Origin of the sequence: Thauera sp., assembly GCF_035444905.1 — a bacterium.
Taxonomy (GTDB): domain Bacteria; phylum Pseudomonadota; class Gammaproteobacteria; order Burkholderiales; family Rhodocyclaceae; genus Thauera.
In genome coordinates, this window is the sequence record NZ_DAOMPS010000004.1 from 68,556 (window position 1) to 90,891 (window position 22,336).

19 protein-coding genes and 1 riboswitch are annotated in these 22,336 nt (G+C 69.2%); of the genes, 15 read left to right on the forward strand and 4 right to left on the reverse strand.

Annotated features, from left to right (window positions below; all coding sequences use genetic code 11):
* The first annotated feature begins 18 nt into the window (after window positions 1-18).
* Window positions 19-114, forward strand: a riboswitch (TPP riboswitch).
* From thiD to PLC66_RS03085, 3 genes are all read left to right on the forward strand, one after another.
* Window positions 107-979 (forward strand): bifunctional hydroxymethylpyrimidine kinase/phosphomethylpyrimidine kinase, encoded by an 873-nt coding sequence (thiD, locus tag PLC66_RS03075; RefSeq protein ID WP_324537780.1) that lies wholly within the window; start codon window positions 107-109, stop codon window positions 977-979. Its footprint overlaps the riboswitch before it by 8 nt.
* Window positions 980-1,010: 31 nt before the next feature.
* The gene (gene thiC / locus PLC66_RS03080; protein WP_324537781.1) at window positions 1,011-2,930 is read left to right on the forward strand and encodes a phosphomethylpyrimidine synthase ThiC; all 1,920 of its coding nucleotides are present in this window, start codon (window positions 1,011-1,013) and stop codon (window positions 2,928-2,930) included.
* 168 nt (window positions 2,931-3,098) lie between these two features.
* Window positions 3,099-6,401, forward strand: a complete 3,303-nt coding sequence (locus PLC66_RS03085) for a DEAD/DEAH box helicase (protein WP_324537782.1) — start codon at window positions 3,099-3,101, stop codon at window positions 6,399-6,401.
* A gap of 151 nt (window positions 6,402-6,552) precedes the next feature.
* On the opposite strand, the gene PLC66_RS03090 is transcribed toward PLC66_RS03085, so the two are convergent.
* Together PLC66_RS03090 and crcB are read right to left on the reverse strand one after the other, a co-directional pair.
* On the reverse strand, window positions 6,553-7,218 hold the full coding sequence (locus PLC66_RS03090) for a YiaD family glycine zipper/OmpA-like lipoprotein (protein ID WP_324537783.1): 666 nt from the start codon (window positions 7,216-7,218) through the stop codon (window positions 6,553-6,555).
* 113 nt (window positions 7,219-7,331) lie between these two features.
* Window positions 7,332-7,715: a fluoride efflux transporter CrcB gene (gene crcB / locus PLC66_RS03095; RefSeq protein WP_324537784.1), complete on the reverse strand. Its 384-nt coding sequence runs from the start codon at window positions 7,713-7,715 to the stop codon at window positions 7,332-7,334.
* 174 nt (window positions 7,716-7,889) lie between these two features.
* Between crcB and PLC66_RS03100 the strand changes: the two genes are divergently transcribed.
* The 12 genes from PLC66_RS03100 to mnhG all read left to right on the forward strand — a co-directional run bounded on the left by PLC66_RS03100 (window position 7,890) and on the right by mnhG (window position 20,765).
* Entirely contained in the window at window positions 7,890-9,623 is a 1,734-nt protein-coding gene (locus PLC66_RS03100; protein WP_324537785.1) for a glutamine--tRNA ligase/YqeY domain fusion protein, read from the forward strand.
* Window positions 9,624-9,704: 81 nt separating this feature from the next.
* The gene (locus PLC66_RS03105) at window positions 9,705-10,853 is read left to right on the forward strand and encodes an efflux RND transporter periplasmic adaptor subunit (protein WP_324537786.1); all 1,149 of its coding nucleotides are present in this window, start codon (window positions 9,705-9,707) and stop codon (window positions 10,851-10,853) included.
* Between the two features lie 253 nt (window positions 10,854-11,106).
* Window positions 11,107-11,802, forward strand: a complete 696-nt coding sequence (locus tag PLC66_RS03110) for an ABC transporter ATP-binding protein (RefSeq protein ID WP_324537787.1) — start codon at window positions 11,107-11,109, stop codon at window positions 11,800-11,802.
* On the forward strand, window positions 11,799-13,007 hold the full coding sequence (locus tag PLC66_RS03115) for an ABC transporter permease (protein WP_324537788.1): 1,209 nt from the start codon (window positions 11,799-11,801) through the stop codon (window positions 13,005-13,007). Before PLC66_RS03110 ends, PLC66_RS03115 begins: the two co-directional genes overlap by 4 nt.
* Before the next feature lie 4 nt (window positions 13,008-13,011).
* Window positions 13,012-14,211: an ABC transporter permease gene (locus PLC66_RS03120; protein WP_324537789.1), complete on the forward strand. Its 1,200-nt coding sequence runs from the start codon at window positions 13,012-13,014 to the stop codon at window positions 14,209-14,211.
* Window positions 14,212-14,373: 162 nt separating this feature from the next.
* Complete coding sequence (locus tag PLC66_RS03125) at window positions 14,374-14,583, forward strand: hypothetical protein (RefSeq protein ID WP_324537790.1); 210 nt, start codon at window positions 14,374-14,376, stop codon at window positions 14,581-14,583.
* Window positions 14,584-14,806: 223 nt separating this feature from the next.
* Window positions 14,807-17,533 carry a hydrogen gas-evolving membrane-bound hydrogenase subunit E gene (gene mbhE, locus PLC66_RS03130; RefSeq protein WP_324537791.1) on the forward strand — a complete coding sequence of 909 codons (2,727 nt, stop codon included), beginning with the start codon at window positions 14,807-14,809 and terminating at the stop codon, window positions 17,531-17,533.
* Between the two features lie 2 nt (window positions 17,534-17,535).
* Window positions 17,536-18,000, forward strand: a complete 465-nt coding sequence (locus PLC66_RS03135; protein ID WP_324537792.1) for a sodium:proton antiporter — start codon at window positions 17,536-17,538, stop codon at window positions 17,998-18,000.
* Complete coding sequence (locus tag PLC66_RS03140) at window positions 17,997-19,490, forward strand: proton-conducting transporter transmembrane domain-containing protein (RefSeq protein WP_324537793.1); 1,494 nt, start codon at window positions 17,997-17,999, stop codon at window positions 19,488-19,490. The genes PLC66_RS03135 and PLC66_RS03140 overlap by 4 nt, the downstream gene beginning before the upstream one ends.
* Before the next feature lie 2 nt (window positions 19,491-19,492).
* Window positions 19,493-20,002, forward strand: a complete 510-nt coding sequence (locus PLC66_RS03145; RefSeq protein WP_324537794.1) for a Na+/H+ antiporter subunit E — start codon at window positions 19,493-19,495, stop codon at window positions 20,000-20,002.
* Window positions 19,999-20,367 (forward strand): MrpF/PhaF family protein, encoded by a 369-nt coding sequence (locus tag PLC66_RS03150; protein WP_324537795.1) that lies wholly within the window; start codon window positions 19,999-20,001, stop codon window positions 20,365-20,367. The genes PLC66_RS03145 and PLC66_RS03150 overlap by 4 nt, the downstream gene beginning before the upstream one ends.
* Window positions 20,364-20,765, forward strand: coding sequence for a monovalent cation/H(+) antiporter subunit G (mnhG, locus tag PLC66_RS03155; protein ID WP_324537796.1), 402 nt, complete (start codon window positions 20,364-20,366; stop codon window positions 20,763-20,765). The genes PLC66_RS03150 and mnhG overlap by 4 nt, the downstream gene beginning before the upstream one ends.
* 117 nt (window positions 20,766-20,882) lie before the next feature.
* Here the strand turns inward: mnhG and PLC66_RS03160 are convergent, their stop codons facing one another.
* Both PLC66_RS03160 and PLC66_RS03165 read right to left on the reverse strand, forming a co-directional pair.
* Entirely contained in the window at window positions 20,883-21,854 is a 972-nt protein-coding gene (locus tag PLC66_RS03160; RefSeq protein WP_324537797.1) for a pseudouridine synthase, read from the reverse strand.
* Window positions 21,851-22,330: a Na+/H+ antiporter subunit G gene (locus tag PLC66_RS03165; protein WP_324537798.1), complete on the reverse strand. Its 480-nt coding sequence runs from the start codon at window positions 22,328-22,330 to the stop codon at window positions 21,851-21,853. Before PLC66_RS03165 ends, PLC66_RS03160 begins: the two co-directional genes overlap by 4 nt.
* Between the last annotated feature and the right edge of the window lie 6 nt (window positions 22,331-22,336).

Consider the following 22,336-nt stretch of genomic DNA (forward strand, 5'->3'; position numbering starts at 1 on the left):
GCATCCAGTATCGTGCGGCGATCTCGTTAGGGGTGCCCGCCAACCGGGGGCTGAGAAAGACCCTTAGAACCTGATCCGGCTCGCACCGGCGTAGGGAAACGTATCCATGAGTACTCGCTCCACCCCATCCAGCGCTTCAGGCGCCGCGTCCCGCATTCCCAACGTCGTCACGATCGCGGGCGTCGACCCGTCCGGCGGCGCCGGCGTGTTTGCCGACCTCAAGGCCTTTTCGGCGCTGGGCGCCTACGGCTGCGGCGTGATCGCCGCACTGACCGCACAGAACACCCAGGGCGTCACCGGCGTGCATGTGCCGCCGACCGACTTCCTGCGCCTGCAGATCGACACCCTGTTTGCGGATGTGCATCTGGCCGCGACCAAGATCGGCATGCTCGGCAGCGCCGAGGTCACCGCCACCGTGGCCGAGCGCCTCGCCCACTGGCAGGCCGCCAACGTCGTCCTCGACCCGGTGATGGTGGCCAAGAGCGGTGACAGCCTGCTGGCGAAGAGCGCCATTTCGATGATGCGCGAGGCGCTGTTTCCGCAGGCTTTCCTGATCACGCCCAACCTGCCCGAGGCCGGCGTGCTGCTCGAGCAGCGCGCGCCGGACACGGTCAAGGAGATGTACCGCGCCGCCGAGCGCCTGCGCGAGCTGCTGCCACTGTCCTCCGAGCGCTGGGTGCTGTTGAAGGGCGGCCATCTGCCCGGCAACGAGCTGGTCGACCTGCTGTTCGACGGCGACCGCATGGTGGAACTGCCGGCGCCGCGCATCGACACCAAGAACACCCACGGCACCGGCTGCACGCTCAGCTCGGCCATTGCCGCCCTGCTGCCGCAGGCCGAAGGCCAGTTACGCCCGGTCGAGGCCGCCGTGCGTCATGCGCGCCAGTGGCTGCTCGGCGCAATCGCCCATGCCGACGAGCTCGCGGTCGGCAGCGGCCACGGCCCGGTCCATCACTTCCACGCGCTGTGGCGCAGATGAGAACCCACACAGAACCCCCCAAGGAGAGTCCATGAACGCCAACGAAAAATTCATCGCCGCCACGGCCCACGTGGATGAAGCCGCGATCGCCCCGCTGCCCAACTCGCGCAAGATCTACGTCGAAGGCTCGCGCCCGGACCTGCGCGTGCCGATGCGCGAGATCTCCCAGGCCGACACCCCGGGCTCCTTCGGCGCCGAGCCCAACCCGCCGGTCTTCGTCTACGACTGCTCCGGTCCCTACTCCGACCCTCAAGCCAAGATCGACATCCGCTCCGGCCTGCCCGCGCTGCGCCAGCCGTGGATCGAGGAGCGCGGCGACACCGAGGTGCTGCCCGACCTGTCCTCCGAATTCGGCCGCCAGCGCGCCGCCGACACGGCGCTCGACGAGCTGCGCTTCCCCGGCCTGCACCGCAAGCCGCGCCGCGCCAGGGCCGGCGCCAACGTCACGCAGATGCACTACGCGCGCCGCGGCATCGTCACCCCCGAGATGGAATACATCGCCATCCGCGAGAACCTCAACCGCGAGCAGTACATCGCCTCGCTGCGCGCCAGCGGCGGCCTCAAGGGCCAGAAGATGGCCGACATGATGCTGCGCCAGCACCCCGGGCAGAACTTCGGCGCCAGCCTGCCGGCGACGATCACCCCCGAGTTCGTGCGCGACGAGATCGCCCGCGGCCGCGCCATCATCCCCAACAACATCAACCACCCCGAGTCCGAGCCGATGATCATCGGCCGCAACTTCCTGGTGAAGATCAACGCCAACATCGGCAACTCGGCGGTCACCTCCAGCATCGCCGAGGAAGTCGACAAGATGACCTGGGCGATCCGCTGGGGCGGCGACACGGTGATGGACCTGTCCACCGGCAAGAACATCCACGAGACACGCGAGTGGATCATCCGCAACAGCCCGGTGCCGATCGGCACGGTGCCGATCTACCAGGCCCTGGAGAAGGTCAACGGTAAGGCCGAGGAGCTGACCTGGGAGATCTTCCGCGACACCCTGATCGAGCAGGCCGAACAGGGCGTGGACTACTTCACCATCCATGCCGGGGTGCTGCTGCGCTACGTGCCGCTGACTGCCAACCGCATGACCGGCATCGTGTCGCGCGGCGGCTCGATCATGGCCAAGTGGTGCCTGGCGCACCACAAGGAGAGCTTCCTCTACGAGCACTTCGAGGACATCTGCGAAATCATGAAGGCCTATGACGTGGCCTTCAGCCTGGGCGACGGCCTGCGCCCGGGCTCGATCTACGATGCCAACGACGAGGCCCAGCTGGGCGAGCTGAAGACGCTGGGCGAACTCACCCAGATCGCCTGGCGCCACGACGTGCAGGTGATGATCGAGGGCCCCGGCCACGTGCCGCTGCACCTGATCAAGGAGAACATGGACCTGCAGCTCGAGCAGTGCCATGAGGCGCCCTTCTACACCCTGGGGCCGCTCACCACCGACATCGCGCCGGGCTACGACCACATCACCAGCGGCATCGGCGCCGCCACCATCGGCTGGTACGGCACCGCGATGCTGTGCTACGTGACGCCCAAGGAGCACCTGGGCCTGCCCAACAAGCAGGACGTCAAGGAAGGCATCATCACCTACAAGCTCGCGGCGCATGCCGCCGACCTCGCCAAGGGCCACCCGGGCGCGCAGATCCGCGACAACGCGCTCTCCAAGGCGCGCTTCGAGTTCCGCTGGGAAGACCAGTTCAACCTCGGCCTCGACCCGGACAAGGCGAAGGAATTCCACGACGAGACCCTGCCCAAGGACTCGGCCAAGGTGGCGCACTTCTGCTCGATGTGCGGCCCGCACTTCTGCTCGATGAAGATCACCCAGGACGTGCGTGACTTCGCCGCCCAGCAGGGCCTCGACGAGGCCGAGGCGCTGAAGAAGGGCATGGAGGTGAAGGCGGTGGAATTCGTCAAGAGCGGTGCTGAGGTGTATCGGAACGTGTGATGCCGCACGCCAGCGCTTGAGCACCGACGGGCCGCACATGCGGCCCGTTTCCTTTGCGCCCGCATCCGTGCGCAAGCGATCCGGCGCGCGGGGCCAGACAGCCCCCGGCGCAGGCGTGTAAACTGACGGGTTTCCCGCTCGCGCCCGTCCCGGGCACACCATCCGCCCATGACGCCGCTCGACCGCTTCACCCAGGATGACCTGATCGCCCAGCTCGGCATGGAGACCGTGGCCAAGGGCCTGGGCTACCTGAGCCGGGTGAGCGCGATGTCGACCGAGGGCAGCGAGGTGTCGGCCCTGGTGAAGGGCCGGCAGCGCACGCCCTATGACGTGTTCGCCAACGTCGTCGAGGAGGACGGGCGCCCCGCACTGGTCAGCGCCTGCAGCTGCCCGATGGGCTACGACTGCAAGCACGTGGCGGCCATGATGCTGTTGTGGCTGCATCAGCGTCGCCGGCCCGACCGCCCGCGCCAGCAGGTGCTGGCCTGGGTCGAGGGCTTCCGCCATGCCGCCAGCGCGCTCGACCCCAGCGCCGCACGCAAGCGCAAGTCGACTGCCAGCACGCACGCCCTGCGCTATGTGATCGAACCCGACAGCGAGCATGGCGAGGACACCATCGCCTGCTACAAGGTCCGCCTCGACCAGCAAGGCCAGATCCGCCAGCGCGAGAGCTGGAGCAACTTCGAGCGCGCCCTGCAGGCCCCGCCCGCCTTCGTGGACGAGACCGATCTCGAGATCCTGCGCCTGCTGTGGGCGCACCGGCCGCGCGGACGCACCGTCGTCAGCGCCGGCCTGCCGCTCGATGGGCGCAACAGCAATGAGCTGCTGAGCAAGCTGCTCGCCAGCCAACGCCTGCATTTCGCCAGCCTCGCCAACCCCGCGCTCAGCGCCGGCGAACCGCGTCCGGGGCATCCGGACTGGACACTGACCGCCGACGGCCTGCGTGCGCCGGTACTCACGGTGGAGCCCGCCGCCGAGCGCATCCTGCCCCTGCTGCCGCCCTGGTATGTGGATATCGCCCGCGCCGAGGCCGGCCCGATAGTGCTCACGGTGCCGGCCGAGCTCGTGCAACGCCTGCTCTGGCTGCCCCCGCTGACCCAGGCGGAATCCGAGCTCGTTGCCGAAACCCTGGCCGAGGTCGCGCCCTCCCTGCCCGCGCCGACCCTGCGCGGCGAGCCGCCGATCGAAGTCGGCGGCGTGCCGGTGCCGGTGCTGCGCCTCGACACGCGGCCCGTGCATCACGTGCGCTTTCGCAGCTACGCCGCCTATGGCACCTACGAGTTCGATTTCGCCGTGCTCGCCTTCCGCTACGGGCCGGTCACCGTCGATGCCGAGGACGGACGGCTCTTCCACCCCCTGCCCGACGGCCGCAGCGCGCGCCTGAGACGCGACGAGGCCGCCGAGCGCGCCGCGGCCCAGCGGCTGAGCGCGGCCGGCTTCAGCCGCGTACCGCCGGGTGCAATCCAGGCGAGCTTCGGCACGCTGCCGCCCGAAGCCCTCGGCCTGGCGAACGAGTCCGCATGGCCGGGCTTCATGGCCGACACCGTGCCGACGCTGCGCGAAGAGGGCTGGGAGGTGGCGTTTCCCGCCGACTTCCGTCACCACGCGATCGACATCGACCGCCTGATGCTCGACATCGACGAGAGCGAGGACGGCTGGCTGGGCCTGTCGCCCGGCATCGAGGTCGATGGCAAGGCGCTGCCGCTGGCGCCGCTGCTCGCCGGCCTGTTCGCCCAGGATGCGCGCTGGCTGTCGGGCCGGCTCGACGACATCGCCGACAACGAGGCGCTGATCCTCGAACACGAGGAGCTCGGCCGCCTGCGCATCAGCGCCGCCCGCATCAAGCCGCTGGTGCGTGCATTGGTGGACCTGTTCGATCACCCCGATCACGACTGGCGGCTGTCGAGGCTGGACGCCACGCGCCTGGCCGATCTCGATCTGCCGGGACGCGGCAGCGAGCGCATCGCCGAGATCGCCGCCCGCCTGCGCAACACCGAAGGCATCCGGGCCGTCACTGCGCCCCAGGGCTTCCGCGCAGAGCTGCGCCCCTACCAGCTCGAAGGCCTGGCCTGGCTACAGCACCTGGTACGCCACGACCTCGCCGGCATCCTCGCCGACGACATGGGCCTGGGAAAGACCGCGCAGGCCCTCGCCCACCTGCTCACCGAGAAGCAGGCCGGTCGCCTCGACCTGCCGGCGCTGGTGATCCTGCCGACCTCGCTGGTGTTCAACTGGCAGGCCGAGGCCGAGCGTTTCGCTCCCGACCTGAAGGTGCTGAACCTGCACGGTGCCGATCGCCACGCCCGCTTCGACGAGCTCGGCGCAGGCGACACCGTTGGCGACAAGGTGGACGTGGCGCTCACCACCTACCCCCTGCTGTGGCGCGACGCCGAGCAACTGCAGGCGCGCGAGTGGAGCCTGTTGATCCTGGACGAGGCGCAGACGGTGAAGAACGTCGCCAGCAAGGGCGCGCAGGTGATCCGCCAGTTGAAAGCGCGCCACCGGCTGGGCCTCACCGGTACGCCGCTGGAGAACCACCTCGGCGAACTGTGGGCGCAGTTCGACTTCCTGCTGCCCGGCTTCCTGGGCAGCCACAAGCAGTTCACGGCGATCTGGCGCACGCCGATCGAGAAGCACGGCGACGGCGATCGGCGCGACCTCCTGGCCGCCCGCCTGCGCCCCTTCATCCTGCGCCGGCGCAAGGAGGACGTCGCCACCGAGCTGCCGCCCAAGACCATCATCGTGCGTAGCGTCGGCCTCGAGGGCGGCCAGCGCGACCTCTACGAGACGGTACGCGCGGCGATGGACGAGAAGGTGCGCGCCGAGATCGCCGGCAAGGGCTTCGCGCGCAGCCAGATCGTGATCCTCGACGCACTGTTGAAGCTGCGCCAAGTGTGCTGCGACCCGCGCCTGCTGAAGTCGCCGGCAGCCGCGCGCGTCAAGGAGCGCGCCAAGCTCGACCTGCTGATGGACATGCTGCCCGAGCTGATCGACGAGGGCCGGCGCATCCTGGTGTTCTCGCAGTTCACCACCATGCTCGGCCTGATCGCCGCCGAACTGGACAAGGCGAAGATCGGCTGGGTGGCGCTGACCGGCGACACGCGCGACCGCCGCGTGCCGGTCGAGGACTTCCAGAAGGGCCGCGTGCCGGTGTTCCTGATCAGCCTGAAGGCCGGCGGCGTGGGCCTCAACCTGACCGCGGCCGACACAGTGATCCATTACGACCCGTGGTGGAACCCGGCGGCCGAGAACCAGGCCACCGACCGCGCCCACCGCATCGGTCAGGACAAGCCGGTGTTCGTGTTCAAGCTGGTATGCGCCGGCAGCATCGAGGAGAAGATCCTCGCCCTGCAGGAGAAGAAGGCCGCGCTGGCCGAGGGCGTGCTGTCCGAGGATGCGGATGCGCTGGCAAAGTTCGGCGAGTCGGACATCGCTGCGCTGCTGGCGCCGCTACCGTCCGCAACACGCTGATCCAGCCGAAGAAAGGCCTGCAGGCACAGTCGAGCATCTTGCCCAGCTGGCATGCAGGCTCTGAATGGAGTCCATCTGGGAGGCTTTCCAGCAAGCCTCGACGGACTCAGCCCTACCGACCCTGGAAGCGGTCGGCCGGGCTGTCGGTGATTCAACGTGCCGGTTCGGCGATGAAGACCTCCACCCGGCGGTTCATCGCTCGGCCGGCGGCAGTGGCGTTGTCCGCAATCGGCTGATACGAGCCGCGACCATCGATCGCAATCCGCTGCGCCGACACGCCGCGCATGACCAGGTAGTCACGCACGGCGGCCGCACGATTGACCGACAGCGGGTTGTTGACCGCATCGCTACCCGTGCTGTCGGTGTGGCCGATGATGGTCACGGTCGTGACCGGGTGCTGGTTCAGCGTCGAGGCCAGGCTGTCGAGCACTGCCCGCATGTTCGGCTTGATGTCGTAGCGACCGACGTCGAAGGAGACGTCGGACGGGATCTGCACCTTCAACTGGTTGTCCGCCGTCTGGCTCACGCCAATACCGGTGCCGGCCGTGGCCTGCTCCATCTGTGCCTTCTGCTGCTGCATGTTCTGCGACCACAGATAGCCGCCCGCAGCGCCAAGCGCTGCGCCGATGGCTGCACCAGTCGCAGTGCTGCGTCCCTTGTTGCCGCCCGCCGTCGCACGCCCGATGATGGCACCGGTCACCGCACCGATGCCGGCACCGACTCCGGTATCACGCTGCGTCTCGGTCATGTTGGCGCAGCCGCTGAGACCGCCCATCGCCAGGGTCAGCGCGGAAAGGGTGATGACGAGTTTCTTCATGTCGTTTTGCCTCCGTTGTGTTGCTTGTTGCGGAATTATGCTCGTGCTGCCGCTTCACTCTAGCCCATTCGAGTGCAACATAAAATGACGCGGAAACGCGCTGCTGGCCGCGCTCAGGCGCGCAGGGCATTGAAGAATGCATAGCCGGCCCAGGTCATCAGCACCGAGCCGACCACATGCACCGAAAGGTGCAGCCCGAGCCAGCCGAGCGCACCGCGCTGCAGCAGGTGAAAGGCCTCGGCCGAGAAGGTGGAAAACGTCGTCAGTCCGCCGAGCAGACCGGTGGTGAGCAGCAGCTTCAAGGCCGGCGCCATGCCCGGCCAGGCCTTCACCGCCGCGAGCGTGAAACCCATCGCCAGGCCGCCGACCAGATTCGCGACCAGGGTGCCGAGCGGGATCAGAGCGAACGCCGGGTTGAGCCACATGCCCAAGCCCCAGCGCAGCCAGGCGCCGAGCGCCGCACCCATGCCCACTGCAGCGAAAGTGGCCAGATTCAACGCCACCACCCCAACGAGACGACCCGGAACATGGAATCCGCCACCCATCCAGAATGAACTGAAGCCCGATTCTACCCGCTGCCCCGGGTGCAGCCGAGCGCACAAGGCGGATCGGCTACAATTGCGCCAACCCGCATCCCGGCCACCGGGCCGACCTTCCAGATCCTCCGTGTGATGAAACCCGAAAAGAACTCCGCCACCGAAGTCCCCGTCGCCTCCAACTTCATCCGCAACATCATCGACGAGGACATCCGCACGGCGAAATGGGGCGGCCGCGTCGAGACGCGCTTCCCGCCCGAACCCAACGGCTACCTGCACTACGGCCATGCCAAGTCGATCTGCCTGAACTTCGGCCTCGCCGAAGCCTACGGCGGCGTGTGCCACATGCGCTTCGACGACACCAACCCGGAGAAGGAAGAGCAGGAATACGTCGACGCCATCCTCGAGGCGGTGCAGTGGCTCGGCTTCGAATGGGGCGAGCACCTGTACTTCGCGTCGGACTACTTCGACAAGATGTATGCCTGCGCGGTGAGCCTGATCAAGGCCGGCAAGGCCTATGTGGACTCGCAGTCGGCCGAGGAAATGCGCGCCAACCGCGGCACGCTGACCGAGCCGGGCAAGGACAGCCCCTGGCGCGCGCGCAGCGTCGAGGAGAACCTCGCGCTCTTCGCCGCCATGCGCGCCGGCGAGTTCGCCGAGGGCAGCCACGTGCTGCGCGCCAGGATCGACATGGCCCACCCCAACATCAACCTGCGCGACCCGGCGATCTACCGCATCCGCCACGCCGCCCACCACCGCACCGGCGACGCCTGGCACATCTACCCGATGTACACCTTCGCCCACCCGATCGAGGACGCGATCGAGAACATCACCCACTCGGTGTGCACGCTCGAGTTCGAGGACCAGCGCCCCTTCTACGACTGGCTGCTCGATGCGCTCGCCACCGAAGGCCACTTCCCGCGCCCGCTGCCGCAGCAGATCGAGTTCGCCCGCCTCAACCTGACCTACGTCGTGCTGTCCAAGCGCAAGCTGATCCAGCTCGTCAATGAAGGCCATGTCGATGGCTGGGACGACCCGCGCCTGCCGACGCTGATCGGCGCCCGCCGCCGCGGCTTCACCGCCGCCGGCTTCCGCCGCTTCGCCGAGCGCATCGGCGTCTCCAAGGCCGATTCTTGGATCGACATGAGCGTGCTCGAAGAGTGCATGCGCGACGACCTCAACGAGGCCGCCGAGCGCCGCGTCGCAGTGCTCGATCCGCTGAAGCTCGTCATCACCAACTACGTCGAAGGCGCCTCCGAGTTGTGCCAGGCGCCCAACCATCCGCTCAAGCCCGAGCTCGGCAAGCGCGACATGCCGTTCTCGCGCGAGCTGTGGATCGAGCGCGAGGACTTCATGGAGGAGCCAGTGAAGGGCTTCCACCGCCTCTACCCCGGAAACATGGTGCGGCTGCGCTATGGCTTCGTGGTGAAATGCACCGGCTGCGAGAAGGACGCCGCCGGCAAGCTCACCGCGGTGCTCGCCGAGTACATGCCCGACTCCAAGTCCGGCACCCCCGGCGCCGACAACTACAAGGTCAAGGGCAACCTGCACTGGGTCTCAGCCGCGCACGGCTACGAGGCCGAAGTCCGCATCTACGACCGCCTGTTCGCCCACCCCCACCCCGGCCAGCGCCGCGAGGGCGACGCGCCGGATGCCGAGCGCGACTTCCTGACCGACATCAACCCGGACAGCAAGCGCGTCATCACCGCGTACCTGGAACCGGCACTCAAGGACGCCCGCCCGGAAGAGCACTTCCAGTTCGAACGCCACGGCTACTTCGTCGCCGACCGCGTGGATTCGAAACCCGGCGCACCGGTGTTCAACCGCACGGTGACCTTGAAGGATTCGTGGGCGAAGGGCGGGAAGTAAGGCCGATCGGAAAGGAGCATGGCAATGATCAGCAGGGCGACCGACACGGACTTTTTCGACGACCTCTGACATCGATACGCCATGAAAGCCCTCCGCCGCCTGCTGACCGTACTCATCATCCTTGCTCTGGTTGGGGCGGCGGGCTGGTGGCTCACACGGCCCAAGCCCGTCGACGTCGTGGTGCACGAGGTCGGCCGCGGGCTGGTCGAGGCGACGCTGTCGAACACTCGCGCGGGCGAAATCGAAGCCTGCCAGCGCACCAGGATGGCGACTATCGTCGGCGGGCGCATCGAGTGGCTCGGCGTCAGGGAAGGCGACCGCGTCGATGCCGGACAGGTGCTGATGCGGCTGTGGCACGGCGACCTGGAGGCGCGCCTGGCGATCAACCAGGCGCAGCTCGCCAGCGCGCGCCAGCGCGTGCAGGAGGCCTGCACCGTTGCCGACAACGCCGAGCGCGAGGCGGCGCGCCAGGCGCAACTGGTCAAGCGCGGTTTCGTCTCCGCCAGCGCCGAGGAGAAGGCCCGCACCGAGGCCCGCGCCCGCCGCGCCGCCTGCGACACCGCGCGCGCCGACATCGCCACCGTGCAGGCACAGGTCGCCGCCACCGAAACCGACCGCCAGCGCCTGGTGCTGGTCGCGCCCTTCGCCGGCACCGTGGCCAGCATCAGCGGCGAACTCGGCGAGATCTCCATCCCCTCGCCGCCCGGCGTGCCGACGCCGCCGGCGATCGATCTGATCGATGATTCCTGCCTGTATGTGAAGGCGCCGATGGACGAGATCGACGCGCCGAAGATCCGCCCCGGGCTGCCGGTGCGAATCACACTGGAGGCGATGGCGGGCAAGGTGTTCGAGGGCACGGTCAAGCGCGTGGCACCCTACATCACCGCGGTGGAGAAGCAGGCGCGCACCGTTGCGGTGGATGTCGACTTCGTCCGCCCGGACGAGGCGCGCGGCATGCTGGTCGGCTACAGCGCCGACGTGGAGATCGTGCTCGACAGCCGCACCGAGGTCTTGCGCATCCCGACCGCGGCATTGCGCGAAGGTGGTCGGGTGCTGGTGGTCGAAGGCGACACCTTGGTCGAGCGTAGGCTGGAGACAGGGGTGGCGAATTGGGAGTTTTCGGAGGTGCTGTCCGGGGTTGTGGAAGGCGAACGGGTGGTGACGTCTCTCGAGCGTCAGGGGGTGGTGGCAGGGGCTCGCGTGACGACGCAGCCCGCAGAGGCGCATTGATCGCGCGCAGACGGCGACCAGCCGGGGACGCTCGGGGTGTTCCTGAAGGGGCGAGGACTGTCCGAGCCCGAAGGGCGCTCATTTGCGTAGCCTCCGCAAAGCACCGCGCAGCGTTGCAGCCCCGGAAGGAACACCCCGCGCGTCCCCGCAACGAGCCGTTGAGCAGCAACGTTTTTCACTCGGCAACCCAGCAAAACAGAAGCCAGCAAAACCATCCAGACCAGCCGGCACCAGCCCGATCAACAAAGACCCCATGGCCCAGATCGAACTCGACGCCATCAACCGCCTCTTCCAGCTCGGCGACAGCCAGGTGCATGCGCTGCGTGACGTGTCACTGCGCATCGAGGCCGGCGAATACGTCGCGGTGATGGGCCCGTCCGGCTCGGGCAAATCCACCCTGCTCAACCTGCTTGGCCTGCTCGACCGCCCCAACGCCGGCCACTACCGCCTGGAAGGCCGCGACGTCACCACGCTGTCGGCCGACGAACAGGCCGCGGTGCGCAGCGCACGCATCGGCTTCGTGTTCCAGAGCTTCCACCTCGTGCCCCGCCTCACCGCCGCCGAGAACGTCGCCCTGCCGCTGATGCTCGCCGGCATCCCGCCCCACGAGCGTACCCAACGGGTAACGGCGGCACTGAAGGACTTCGGCCTGGAACCGCGCGCCCATCACCGCCCCGAAGAGCTCTCCGGCGGCCAGCGCCAGCGCGTGGCGATCGCGCGCGCCACCATCATGCGGCCGGCGATGCTGCTGGCCGACGAGCCCACCGGCAACCTCGACCGCGCCACTGGGCAGGACGTCACCGCCCTGCTCGAAGCGCTCAACGCCGCCGGCATGACGCTGATCGTGGTCACGCACGACCCCACCATGGGCGAACGTGCCCGCCGCCGCGTGCTGATGGAAGACGGCGCAATCCGCGAGGACCTGCGCCGGGCCCCGGAGCCGGCATGAGCCCCGCCGACACCCTGCGCTTCGCCAGCCGCGCCGCGCTCGGCTACCCGCTGCGCAGCGCGCTGATGGTGCTGGCGATGTCGATCGGGGTGGCCGCGGTGGTCATGCTCACCGCGCTCGGCGACGGCGCCCGGCGCTATGTGGTGGAGGAATTCTCCGCGCTCGGCGCCAACCTGTTGATCGTGCTCCCGGGACGCACCGAAACTGGCGGCGTCAACCCGGGCAGCTTCGTCAGCAGCACGCCGCGCGACCTTACCAACGACGACGCCGCCGCGCTGCAGCGCCTGGCGCTGGTGCAGCGCGTCGCGCCACTGACCGTGGGCAACTCCGAGATCTCGGTGAGCGGGCGGCTGCGCGAAGTGCTGGTAGTCGGCACCAGTGCCGACTACCTCGATATCCGTGGCTTCAAGGTCGCCAGCGGCCAGTTCCTGCCGCGTGAAGACTTCGGCCGCGCCTCGGCGGTGGCGGTGATCGGCGAGACCATCCGCGCCGAGCTGTTCGGCAGCCAGAACGCCATCGGCCGCATGATCCGCCTCGGCGACCGCCGCCTGCGCGTGATCGGCATCATGGGCCCGGCCGGGCGCGGCCTGGGGATGAACTCCGACGAGCTGGTGCTGGTGCCGGTGGCCACCGCGCAGGCCATGTTCAACACCAACGCGCTGTTTCGCATCATGGTCGAGACCCGCGGCCGCGAAGCGCTGGCGCCGGCGCAGGGTCAGGTCGAGGCTTTGCTGCAGGCGCGGCGCGAGGGCGAGTTCGACTTCACCGTCATCACCCAGGACGCGGTGCTCGGCACCTTCGACCGCATCCTCGGCGCGCTCACCCTGGGCGTGGCCGGCATCGCCGCGATCAGCCTGGCGGTGGCCGGCATCCTGGTCATGAACGTGATGCTGGTCGCCGTCACCCAGCGCACTGGCGAGATCGGCCTGCTCAAGGCGCTCGGTGCCAGTGCACGCGCGATCCGCCTCGGCTTCCTCACCGAGGCTGGGCTGCTGTCGCTGGCCGGAGCGGCCGCAGGCTTCGTCCTCGGCCACGCCGGCGCCTGGGCCATCCGGCTGGCCTTCCCCGCCCTGCCCGCGTGGCCGCCCGACTGGGCGGTTGCGGCCGCGGTCGGCACAGCGCTCGTCACCGGGCTGCTGTTCGGGGTGATGCCGGCGCGGCGCGCCGCCGCCCTGGACCCGGTGCAGGCGCTGATGAAGCACTGACGCCATGCGCTGGGCCGACTTCCTGCAGCTCGCGCTGCGCTCGATCACCGCTCACCGCATGCGCAGCGCACTCACGCTCGGCGGCATCGCGGTCGGCATCGCCGCGGTGATCCTGCTGACCTCGATCGGCGAAGGCCTGCACCGCTTCGTGTTGCAGGAGTTCGGCCAGTTCGGCACCAACGTCATCGAGATCACGCCGGGCCGGCAGGGGCCGCGCGGCGGTCCGCCCGGGCTGCCGTCGACCGCGCGCGAACTCACCCTGGACGACGCCGCGGCCCTGGCCCGGCTGCCACACGTCCGCCATGTCACCGGCAACGTCAGCGGCAACGCCGAGGTGCGCGCCAACGGCCGCGTGCGCCGCACGATGGTGCTCGGGGTCGGGGCCCACATGCACGAGGTCTACGCGATGCGGGTTCGCGTGGGCCAGTTCCTGCCACCCGACGACAGTGACAGCGCGCGTGCCTTCGTCGTGCTCGGCCCCAAGCTCAAGCGCGAGCTGTTCGACGCCGGCAATGCGCTCGGCGAGCGGGTGCAGATCGGCGACGAACGCTACCGGGTGATCGGCATCATGGAGGAGAAGGGCCAGTTCCTCGGCATCGACCTCGACGATACCGCGTTCATCCCCAGCGCGCGCGGGCTGGCGCTGTTCAACCGCGACGGGCTGATGGAGATCGGCCTCGACTACGAGGAGCAGGTGCCGGCCGTGCGCGTGGTCGAGCAGGTCAAGCGCACCCTGATCGCCCGTCACGGCCGCGAGGACTTCACCATCCGCACCCAGGAGGACATGCTCGCCACCTTGTCGAACATCCTCGGCATCCTCACCGCCGCGGTCGGCGCGCTCGGCGGTATCTCGCTGCTGGTGGGCGGCGTGGGCATCGTCACCATCATGACCATCGCGGTCAGCGAGCGCACCAACGAGATCGGCCTGCTGGTGGCGCTCGGCGCGCGCCGGCGCACCATCCTCGCCCTCTTCCTCGGCGAGGCGGTGGTGCTGGCTGCCCTCGGCGGCCTGCTCGGCCTGCTCGCTGGTGCAGGCCTGGCGCAACTGATCGGCGCCCTGCTACCGGCGATGCCGGTAGCGACACCCTGGCATTTCGTGCTCGTCGCCGAACTACTGGCGGTCGTGATCGGCCTGGCTGCGGGCGTATTGCCGGCGCGCAGGGCCGCCGGGCTCAACGCCGTGGATGCGCTGCGTGCAGAGTGAGCCAGGCAGGCGAAACGTTGACTTTAGTCAAGCTTTATGTCGATTAACCGGAAAAAGGCCCGTCCTGGACTAGATTCAAATCAAAGGCGACCGTGTGATATGTCACAGCCGCGAACAGAAAAGCCTGAACCAGTTGCACGAATACCACACGAGGAGATCATCATGTGCACACTCGACGCCCCGATCGCACGCTGCGAAGCCGCCCACACCATGGTGTTGCTGGACGAAACGCAAGTTGAATGCGCCTGCGAACACGGATGCCCACCAGGGCGCAACTGCCCGCTCCAAGGCTGTTTCGCCAAGCTGAGCGGACTCTACGAGCCCCACCCCGAACTCAAGGCGGTCACAGCCGCGCCGATGACCCTTCATTGAGCCTGACCTGAACAAGCGCCCAGAAGAAGAGCGCAAGCTCGGAGCGTATCGCAGCCGGAGCCCTCGATCGAGGGCTCCGGCTGTTTTCATTTTCAGGATTCAGGAACCCGCGGCGATCCACGTGGTCATTTTTCGGCAAACAGAACCATAAACGACGGGTGCCGCAGCGCTGGCGGCCGCCGGTCAGGGAGACCAACACCATGCAGATGCAAGAGGGGCCGTCGTGTTCGCGGGCATAGCGCTGATCGCCTTCGCGATGCTGATCGCGCCGCTGCTCGCGCGCCCGCTCGACGATCGCGCCGGGTGGGTGCTCGCGATCGCGCCCTTGACCGCATTCGGCTACTTCCTGTCGCTCGTGCCCGAGGTGGCGCTGGGCGAGGTGGTGACACAGCGCTTCGTCTGGGTCGCGGCCCTCGACGTCGAGCTCGCCTTCCGCGTCGATGGCCTGTCGTTGCTGTTCGCGCTGCTGATCAGCGGCATCGGCACCCTGATCGTGCTGTACGCGGGCGCCTACCTGTCCGACCACCACCATCTCGGCCGCTTCTACGCCTATCTGCTGGGCTTCATGGCGGCGATGCTGGGCCTGGTGCTGGCCGACGACCTGATCGCGATGTTCGTGTTCTGGGAGCTGACCAGCGTCACCTCCTTCCTGCTCATCAGCTTCCAGCACGACAAGGCCGACTCGCGCCGCTCGGCGCTGCAGGCGCTGCTCATTACCGGCGGCGGTGGCCTTGCCCTGCTCGCCGGCCTGATCCTGCTCGGCAGCGTCGGCGGCAGCTGGCAGTTCTCCGGGCTGTCGGCCGAAGCCATCGCGCAGCACGCGGCCTACCCGGCCATCCTCACCCTGGTGCTGATCGGCGCCTTCACCAAGTCGGCACAGATCCCCTTCCATCTCTGGCTGCCCAACGCGATGGCCGCGCCGACGCCGGTGTCGGCCTACCTGCACTCGGCAACCATGGTGAAGGCCGGCGTGTACCTGCTCGCCCGCCTGAACCCCGCGCTCGGCGGCTCGGCAAGCTGGAGCACCATCCTGATCACCATCGGTGCCGCCACCGCACTGGTGGGTGCGGTGCTGGCGATCCGCCAGACCGACCTCAAGCGCGTGCTGGCCTACACCACGGTCACCGTGCTCGGCCAGCTCACCATGCTGCTCGGCACCAACACCCACTACGGCCTGCAGGCCTTCGCCATCTACCTGGTGGCGCACGCCTTCTACAAGGCGGCGCTGTTCATGGCGGTCGGCGCGGTCGACCACGCCACCGGCACGCGCCAGATCTCCAACCTCGGAGGGCTGTTGCGCTACATGCCGCTCACCGGCTTTGCCGTCGCCCTGGCCGCCTTCTCCAACGCCGGACTGCCGCCCTTCTTCGGCTTCATCGCCAAGGAGTTCAAGTATGCGGGCCTGATCGAGCTGGGCCTCGCGGGCTGGGTCACGACGGCGGTGATGATCCTCACCAACGCGCTCTTGCTGACCGCGGCGGGCCTGGTGTTCGTGCGCACCTTCCTCGGCAAGGAGGGCCGCTATCCGCGCAAGCCACATGAGGTGAGCCTGCTGATGTGGATCGGGCCGATGCTGCTGGCGGTCGGCGGTTTCGTGTTCGGCGCCTTCAACAACCTCGCCGAGGTGTGGCTGATCGACGCCGCCGTGCAGGCGGTCTCGAGCTCGGCGGTGCCGGTGGACCTCTACCTGTGGGGCGGCTTCACCCCCGCCCTGCTGGCCAGCGCCATCACGGTGGCGCTCGGCGTGTTCTTCTACCTGCAACGCACCCGGCTGCGCCGGCGCCTGTCGCTGTGGCGCGTGCTGTGGCGCGTGAGCGGCGACATGCTCTGGGATCGCCTGCTCAAGCGCGTCTTCCTCTTCGCCGGCGGCATCGCCGACCGCTTCCAGCATGGCTCGCTGCGCCAGCACATCAGCGCGCTGGTGATCGCCATCGCCGGCTTCGCCCTCATCGGGCTGTTCGCCTCCACCGGCGAAGACCTCGCCTGGCCGGACGTGAGCAGCCCGCTCAACCTTGCCGCCGTGGTCGGCTGCGCGCTCGCGGTGGCCGGCGCCGCTGCGGCGGCCGTCATGCCGGGGCGGGTGGCGCTGATCGCCACCCTGGGGGCGAGCGGCCTCGGGCTGGCGATGTTCTTCCTCGCCTCGCGTGCGCCGGACGTGGCCATCACCCAGCTGATGGTCGAGACCCTGACCGTGATCTTCCTCGCCCTCGTGCTTCGCAACCTGCCGCCCACGCGCATGGTCGGTTCGCGCAAGCCCGCTGCCAAGCGCTTCCATGCCATCGTCGCGCTGGTCATCGGTGCGGTCGTCACCGCGATGATGCTGATGACGGTCAGCCAGCCGCTGCCGGGCGACATCGCGCGCTGGTATCTCGACAACAGCCTGCCCGGCGGCCATGGCGCCAACGTGGTCAACGTGATCCTGGTGGACTTCCGCGCGCTCGACACCCTGGGCGAGATCCTCGTCGTCGGCCTGGCCGCGCTGGCTGCGGCCAACCTGCTCGGCAGTGGCAAGCCGGGCAAGACCGCGAGCGAGGGCAGCTCGGACTTCGCCTCGGTGCTGCTGCGCCAGGGCATCCGGCCGCTCTCTGCACTGCTCGCGCTGATCTCGCTGATGCTGCTGTGGCGCGGCCACAACCTGCCCGGTGGCGGATTCATCGGCGGCCTGGTGGGCGCCACCGCGGCAGTGCTGCTGGCGCTGGCCTTTGGCGTCAACCGCGCGCGCGCCGTGCTGCGCGTGCCGCCCGCGATCATTCTGGCGCTCGGTCTCGCCTGCGCCGCCGGTGCCGGCGTGATCGGCCTGCTGCAGGGCCAGCCCTTCCTCACCGGCGGCTGGATCTTCCCCGGCGGGCTGCCACTGGGGACCCCGCTGCTGTTCGACGTCGGCGTCTTCCTCACCGTCGTCGGCGCGGTCCTGCACATGTTGTTCCGTCTGCTCGAGCGCGAGGCCTGAACATGGAAATCATCGCTTCGATCACGGTCGGCCTGCTCGTGGCCATCGGCATCTGGATGCTGCTCGATCGCAGCTTGTTGCGCGTGGTGCTCGGCGTCATCGTGCTGGGCAACGGGGTCAACCTGGCGGTTTTCGTCGCCGGTCGCCTCGACGGTCGCGCCGCCGCCTTCGTCACCGAGGCCGGCGCCCCGGCGATGGCCGCCAACCCGCTGCCGCAGGCGCTGGTGCTGACCGCCATCGTCATCGGCTTCGCCCTGTTCGTGTTCGCGCTGGCCGTACTCAAGCGCACCTGGGAGGTGCACGACAACATCGAGACCGACCGCATCACCGCCGTCGCCGAGGAGCCGGCGCCCGATCTGCCCCACTGCGGGCAGCCTCGACCGAGCATGCCCGGCACGGGTCCGGGCCAGCCCGGCCACGGCGCCGAGCGCGCGCCGCCCGCTGCGGCCGAGGGAGGTCGTGCATGAACGCGCTCATCATCGCACCGATCCTGATTCCGCTCGCCACGCTGATCTTCACCCTGCTCGCGCGCCGGAACGCAGCCCTCGTCGCCTCGATCAGCCTGGCCGGGGCGCTGGCACTGAGCGCGGCCGGCCTGGTCCTGGTCGGTCTCGCCGCCGAGGGCCGCATCCTCGCCGCGCAGGCCGGCGGCTGGGCGGCACCCTACGGCATCAGCGTGGTCATCGACCGCCTGGCGGCAGCGATGGTCGCCATCTCCGGCATCGTCGGCACCGCCACCATCGTGTTTGCGATGGCGCGCGACGAGGACGCGGCGCGCAGCCGCGAATTTCACCCCCTGGTGCATGGCTTGCTGGTCGGCGTGTGCGGCGCCTTCATCACCGGTGACGTGTTCAACCTCTACGTCTGGTTCGAGGTGCTGCTGGTGGGCTCCTTCGCACTGCTGGTGCTCGGTGGCGGGAAGCGCCGGCTGGCGGGCACGGTGGTGTACGTGGTGCTCAACCTGGTGGCGACGCTGATGTTCCTGCTCGCCGCCGGCATGCTGTATGGCGCCAGCGGCAGCCTCAACATGGCCTTGCTGGCGCAGCAGTTCGCGGCCGGCGAGGTGCCGGCCACCGCCCATGCGGCGGTGGTGCTGATGCTCACCGCGTTCTCGATCAAGGCCGCGCTGTTTCCGGTGTTCGGCTGGTTGCCGGCCTCCTACCACGTGGCGTGGACGCCGATCTCGGCGCTGTTCGCCGGCCTGCTGACCAAGGTCGGCGTGTATGCACTGATCCGCATCGTGACGCTGTTCTGGCCCGACGCCGGCGCCGCCCATGACGTGCTGCTGTGGGTGGCCTGCGCCACCATGCTGATCGGCGTGCTCGGCGCCGCGGCCCAGGTCGAGGTGCGCCGCATCCTGTCCTTCCACATCGTCAGCCAGGTCGGCTACATGATCCTCGGCCTGGCACTGGCCACGCCGCTGGCGCTCGCCGGCGCGGTGTTCTACCTGATCCACCACATCGTGGTGAAGGCCAACCTGTTCTTCATCGGCGGCATCGCCGCCCGCCTGACCGGCTCGGAACGGCTCGCGGCGATGGGCGGGCTGTATGCGCGCGCGCCCTGGCTGGCGATCCTGTTCGCGATTCCGGCGCTGTCGCTGGCGGGCATTCCGCCGCTGTCCGGCTTCTGGGCCAAGTTCGTGCTGGTCAAGGCCAGCCTCGACGCCAGTGCCTGGATCGCCGCCGCGGTGGCACTGGTCACCGGCATCTTCACGCTGCTGTCGATGAGCAAGATCTGGAACGAGGCCTTCCTCAAGCCGCATCCGGCCGGCGCCACCGGCGAGCGCAGCAGCGCCGGCCTGCAGCCGGCGATCTGGGCGGTCAGCGTGCTCGCGGCGATGACGGTCGCGATCGGCCTCGGGGCCGGTCCGGTGATGGACTACGCGATCGCCGCCGCCGAGCAGCTGGCGGCACCGCAGGCCTACATCCAGGCCGTGACCCATGCTGGAGGGCTGTGAACATGCTCGGCGTACACATCCTGCTCGCGGTCGGCCTGGCGGCCTTCGTCGATGCGCTGAGCCCGCTCGGCGTGCTCGCCGCCTTCGTCGTCATCCACTTCGCGCTGCGTCTGGGCAGCGACCTGCTCGGCCTGCGCCGCTACGTGCGCCGCCTGGAGTACGGGACCCGCTTCGCCTTCTGGTTTGCCGCCGAGATCTTCAAGGCCAGCATCGACGTCGCCCGCATCGTGCTGGGGCGCACGGTCGCTCCGCAGCCGGCGATCATCCGCATGAGGCTGGCCCGGCGCGACGAGCGCGTCGCCACGCTGCTCGGCTGCCTGCTCACGCTCACACCCGGCACGCTGGCGATGGACTATGCCCCCGAGACCGGCGTGATGTACATCCACGCCATCGACGCCGACGATGCGGACGAGGTCGAAGCGGGCGTGCGCGAAATCGAACGCCGCCTGCTCGCCTGGCTGGATGCGGGCGAGCCCCGGCCCACCACGACGACCGACGGAGACCAAGCATGATGAGCGAAATTGCCGGCGCAGCCTGGGTGCTGCCGCTGACCTTCGCGCTGCAGGGGATCGGCGCCGTGCTCGTGCTGGTGCGCCTGGTGCGTGGCCCGCACGCCACCGATCGGGTGGTGGCAATCGACGCCCTGACCCTGCTCGGCATCGGCGTCATCGCCCTGCTCGCGCTGTCGACCGGCGAAGCGATGCTGCTCGACGCCGCGGTGGTGCTCGCCCTGGTGTCCTTCCTCGGCACCACCGCCTTCATCCTGATGTTCCGTCGCCGCGGCCGCGGCGCCGACGAGAGCGTGACCTGGGTCGATCGCCCGCCCGCGGACGAGCCCGCCGCCCTCAACCCCAAACCGCTGGAGGACAAGGCATGACCGAAGGCTTCCTCGCCTGGCTGGCATCGGCCCTGCTGCTGCTCGGCAGCCTGATCGGACTGGTGGGCGCGATCGGCGTGCTGCGCCTGCCCGACAGCTACACCCGCATGCACGCCGCAAGCAAGGCCGGCGCGCTGGGTGCCGCGCTGATCCTGGGTGGGGTGGCGGCCGCGAGCAGCGGTGCCTTCGCGCTCGCGGCGATGTTTGCGCTCGTCATCGTACTCGCCACCGCACCGCTCGCCGCGCATGCCATGGGGCGCGCCGCGCACCGTTCCGGGCTGACACCGCGAACCGGCGCGCTTGGCGACGAGATGGCGCGCGACCGCGATGAGGAACTCGCGAAGAGGCCGCGCCCGGCCACGCCCGGCGCGGCCTCAACCGAGGCGGACCGAGGCTGAGGCCGCGCCGGGCGTGGCGCGGCCTCGTGCTGCGGGGCGGCGCCCTCCCACGAAAACGCACTACAAGCTATCGCTTTCCTTAAGAGCGCCTGCCAGCGCGCGCGGAGGATGGGATGCTCAGAAGCGCTCGTCGTCGCGCAGAAAGCGCCACTGCCCGAGCGGCAGGTCGCCCAGCTTGACGTGGCCGATGCGCACGCGCTTGAGACCCACCACCTTCAGGCCCACCAGCTCGCACATGCGCCGGATCTGGCGCTTGCGGCCCTCGCGCAACACGAAGCGCAACTGATCGTCGTTGATCCATTCGACCTGTGCCGGCCGCAGCGGGCGATCGTCCAGCCACAAGCCGTGGTTCAGCAGGGCGAGGCCGTTCTCGGCCAGCTCGCCTTCCACCCGCACCAGGTATTCCTTGTCCACCTTGGAGTCATCGCCGATCAACTGGCGCGCGACGCGGCCATCCTGGGTGAGCACCAGCAGGCCGGTGGAGTCGATGTCCAGCCGCCCGGCGGGGGCGAGGTTCTTGAGGTGGCTGGGGTGGAAGCGCTGCGCGCTGTCGCGGTCGAACTGGTTGTCGGCGCCGATCAGGCTCACCGCCGGCGCGTAGCCCGGCTCGGGCTGGCCCGACACGTAGCCGACCGGCTTGTTCAGCAGTACGGTGACGCGTTGTTGCTGCTGGCGCGTGGCCTCGGGCGCGAGCGTGACGCGCGCATCGGGGTCGATGCGGGTGCCCAGCTCGGACACGCGGCGGCCCTCGACGAAGACCCAGCCACGCTCGATGTATTCGTCGGCCTCGCGCCGCGAGCACAGGCCGCGCTCGGCCATCACCTTGGACAGGCGCACGCCCTCGGGGGGCGGGCTCGCGGGGGCAGCCGGGACATCCGGCACCGCCTGCGCGCCAGAGGCCGCGGCCGCGGCACGCCCGGCGGGCGCGGCGCGGCGCGCGCGTGCGGCCTCGTTGCTGCGCGTGGGCTTCGCCTTCGGCGCGGTGCGGGCCGGCTCGGCGCCGTCGTCGCCGCTGCGCGGGCGCAGCTTGAGGGTGCCGTCGATGCGGGAAGGTGCGGGGGTGGGGGGGGTTCTGCGTACGGCGTTCAAGAGCGTTCCTCGGTCCGTTTGGCGGACGGACGATTGCCAGTGGTGGAAGCAGCGGCGGGACCAGGCGCAAGACCAGAGGCGCGCGCTGCCTCACCGGCCGGGACCCCGTCATCGCCCTCCGGCATGCCATCGAAGGTGCTCCAGCCCTGCTCGCGGCCGGTGGGCGGCAGCGCGTCACGCAAGGCGACGTGTTCGTGCAGGTGGGCCTTGGCGATGAAGTGCGCGGTGATCGGCGCGGTCAGGAACAGGAACACGCTGATCAGGACCTCGTGGATCGACAGCCTACCCTCGATGCCGAGAAAGTACAGCATCGAGGCGAGCAGCGCGCCGCCCACGCCCAGCGTGGTCGCCTTGGTCGGTCCATGCAGGCGGGTGAGCAGGTCGGGCAGCTTGACCAGGCCGATCGAGCCCACCAGCGCGAAGAGGCCGCCGAGCACGATCAGTGCCGAAATCAGCAGTTCGAGCAGGAATGTCATGGCCGC

What these genes read in the sequence shown, in the direction of transcription:
- thiD (WP_324537780.1), top strand. Translation starts at nt 107, where the DNA reads ATGAGTACTCGCTCCACCCCATCCAGCGCTTCAGGCGCCGCGTCCCGC.
- thiC (WP_324537781.1), top strand. Translation starts at nt 1,011, where the DNA reads ATGAACGCCAACGAAAAATTCATCGCCGCCACGGCCCACGTGGATGAA.
- PLC66_RS03085 (WP_324537782.1), top strand. Translation starts at nt 3,099, where the DNA reads ATGACGCCGCTCGACCGCTTCACCCAGGATGACCTGATCGCCCAGCTC.
- PLC66_RS03090 (WP_324537783.1), bottom strand. Translation starts at nt 7,218, where the DNA reads ATGAAGAAACTCGTCATCACCCTTTCCGCGCTGACCCTGGCGATGGGC.
- PLC66_RS03100 (WP_324537785.1), top strand. Translation starts at nt 7,890, where the DNA reads ATGAAACCCGAAAAGAACTCCGCCACCGAAGTCCCCGTCGCCTCCAAC.
- PLC66_RS03105 (WP_324537786.1), top strand. Translation starts at nt 9,705, where the DNA reads ATGAAAGCCCTCCGCCGCCTGCTGACCGTACTCATCATCCTTGCTCTG.
- PLC66_RS03110 (WP_324537787.1), top strand. Translation starts at nt 11,107, where the DNA reads ATGGCCCAGATCGAACTCGACGCCATCAACCGCCTCTTCCAGCTCGGC.
- PLC66_RS03115 (WP_324537788.1), top strand. Translation starts at nt 11,799, where the DNA reads ATGAGCCCCGCCGACACCCTGCGCTTCGCCAGCCGCGCCGCGCTCGGC.
- PLC66_RS03120 (WP_324537789.1), top strand. Translation starts at nt 13,012, where the DNA reads ATGCGCTGGGCCGACTTCCTGCAGCTCGCGCTGCGCTCGATCACCGCT.
- PLC66_RS03125 (WP_324537790.1), top strand. Translation starts at nt 14,374, where the DNA reads ATGTGCACACTCGACGCCCCGATCGCACGCTGCGAAGCCGCCCACACC.
- PLC66_RS03135 (WP_324537792.1), top strand. Translation starts at nt 17,536, where the DNA reads ATGGAAATCATCGCTTCGATCACGGTCGGCCTGCTCGTGGCCATCGGC.
- PLC66_RS03140 (WP_324537793.1), top strand. Translation starts at nt 17,997, where the DNA reads ATGAACGCGCTCATCATCGCACCGATCCTGATTCCGCTCGCCACGCTG.
- PLC66_RS03145 (WP_324537794.1), top strand. Translation starts at nt 19,493, where the DNA reads ATGCTCGGCGTACACATCCTGCTCGCGGTCGGCCTGGCGGCCTTCGTC.
- PLC66_RS03150 (WP_324537795.1), top strand. Translation starts at nt 19,999, where the DNA reads ATGATGAGCGAAATTGCCGGCGCAGCCTGGGTGCTGCCGCTGACCTTC.
- mnhG (WP_324537796.1), top strand. Translation starts at nt 20,364, where the DNA reads ATGACCGAAGGCTTCCTCGCCTGGCTGGCATCGGCCCTGCTGCTGCTC.
- PLC66_RS03165 (WP_324537798.1), bottom strand. Translation starts at nt 22,330, where the DNA reads ATGACATTCCTGCTCGAACTGCTGATTTCGGCACTGATCGTGCTCGGC.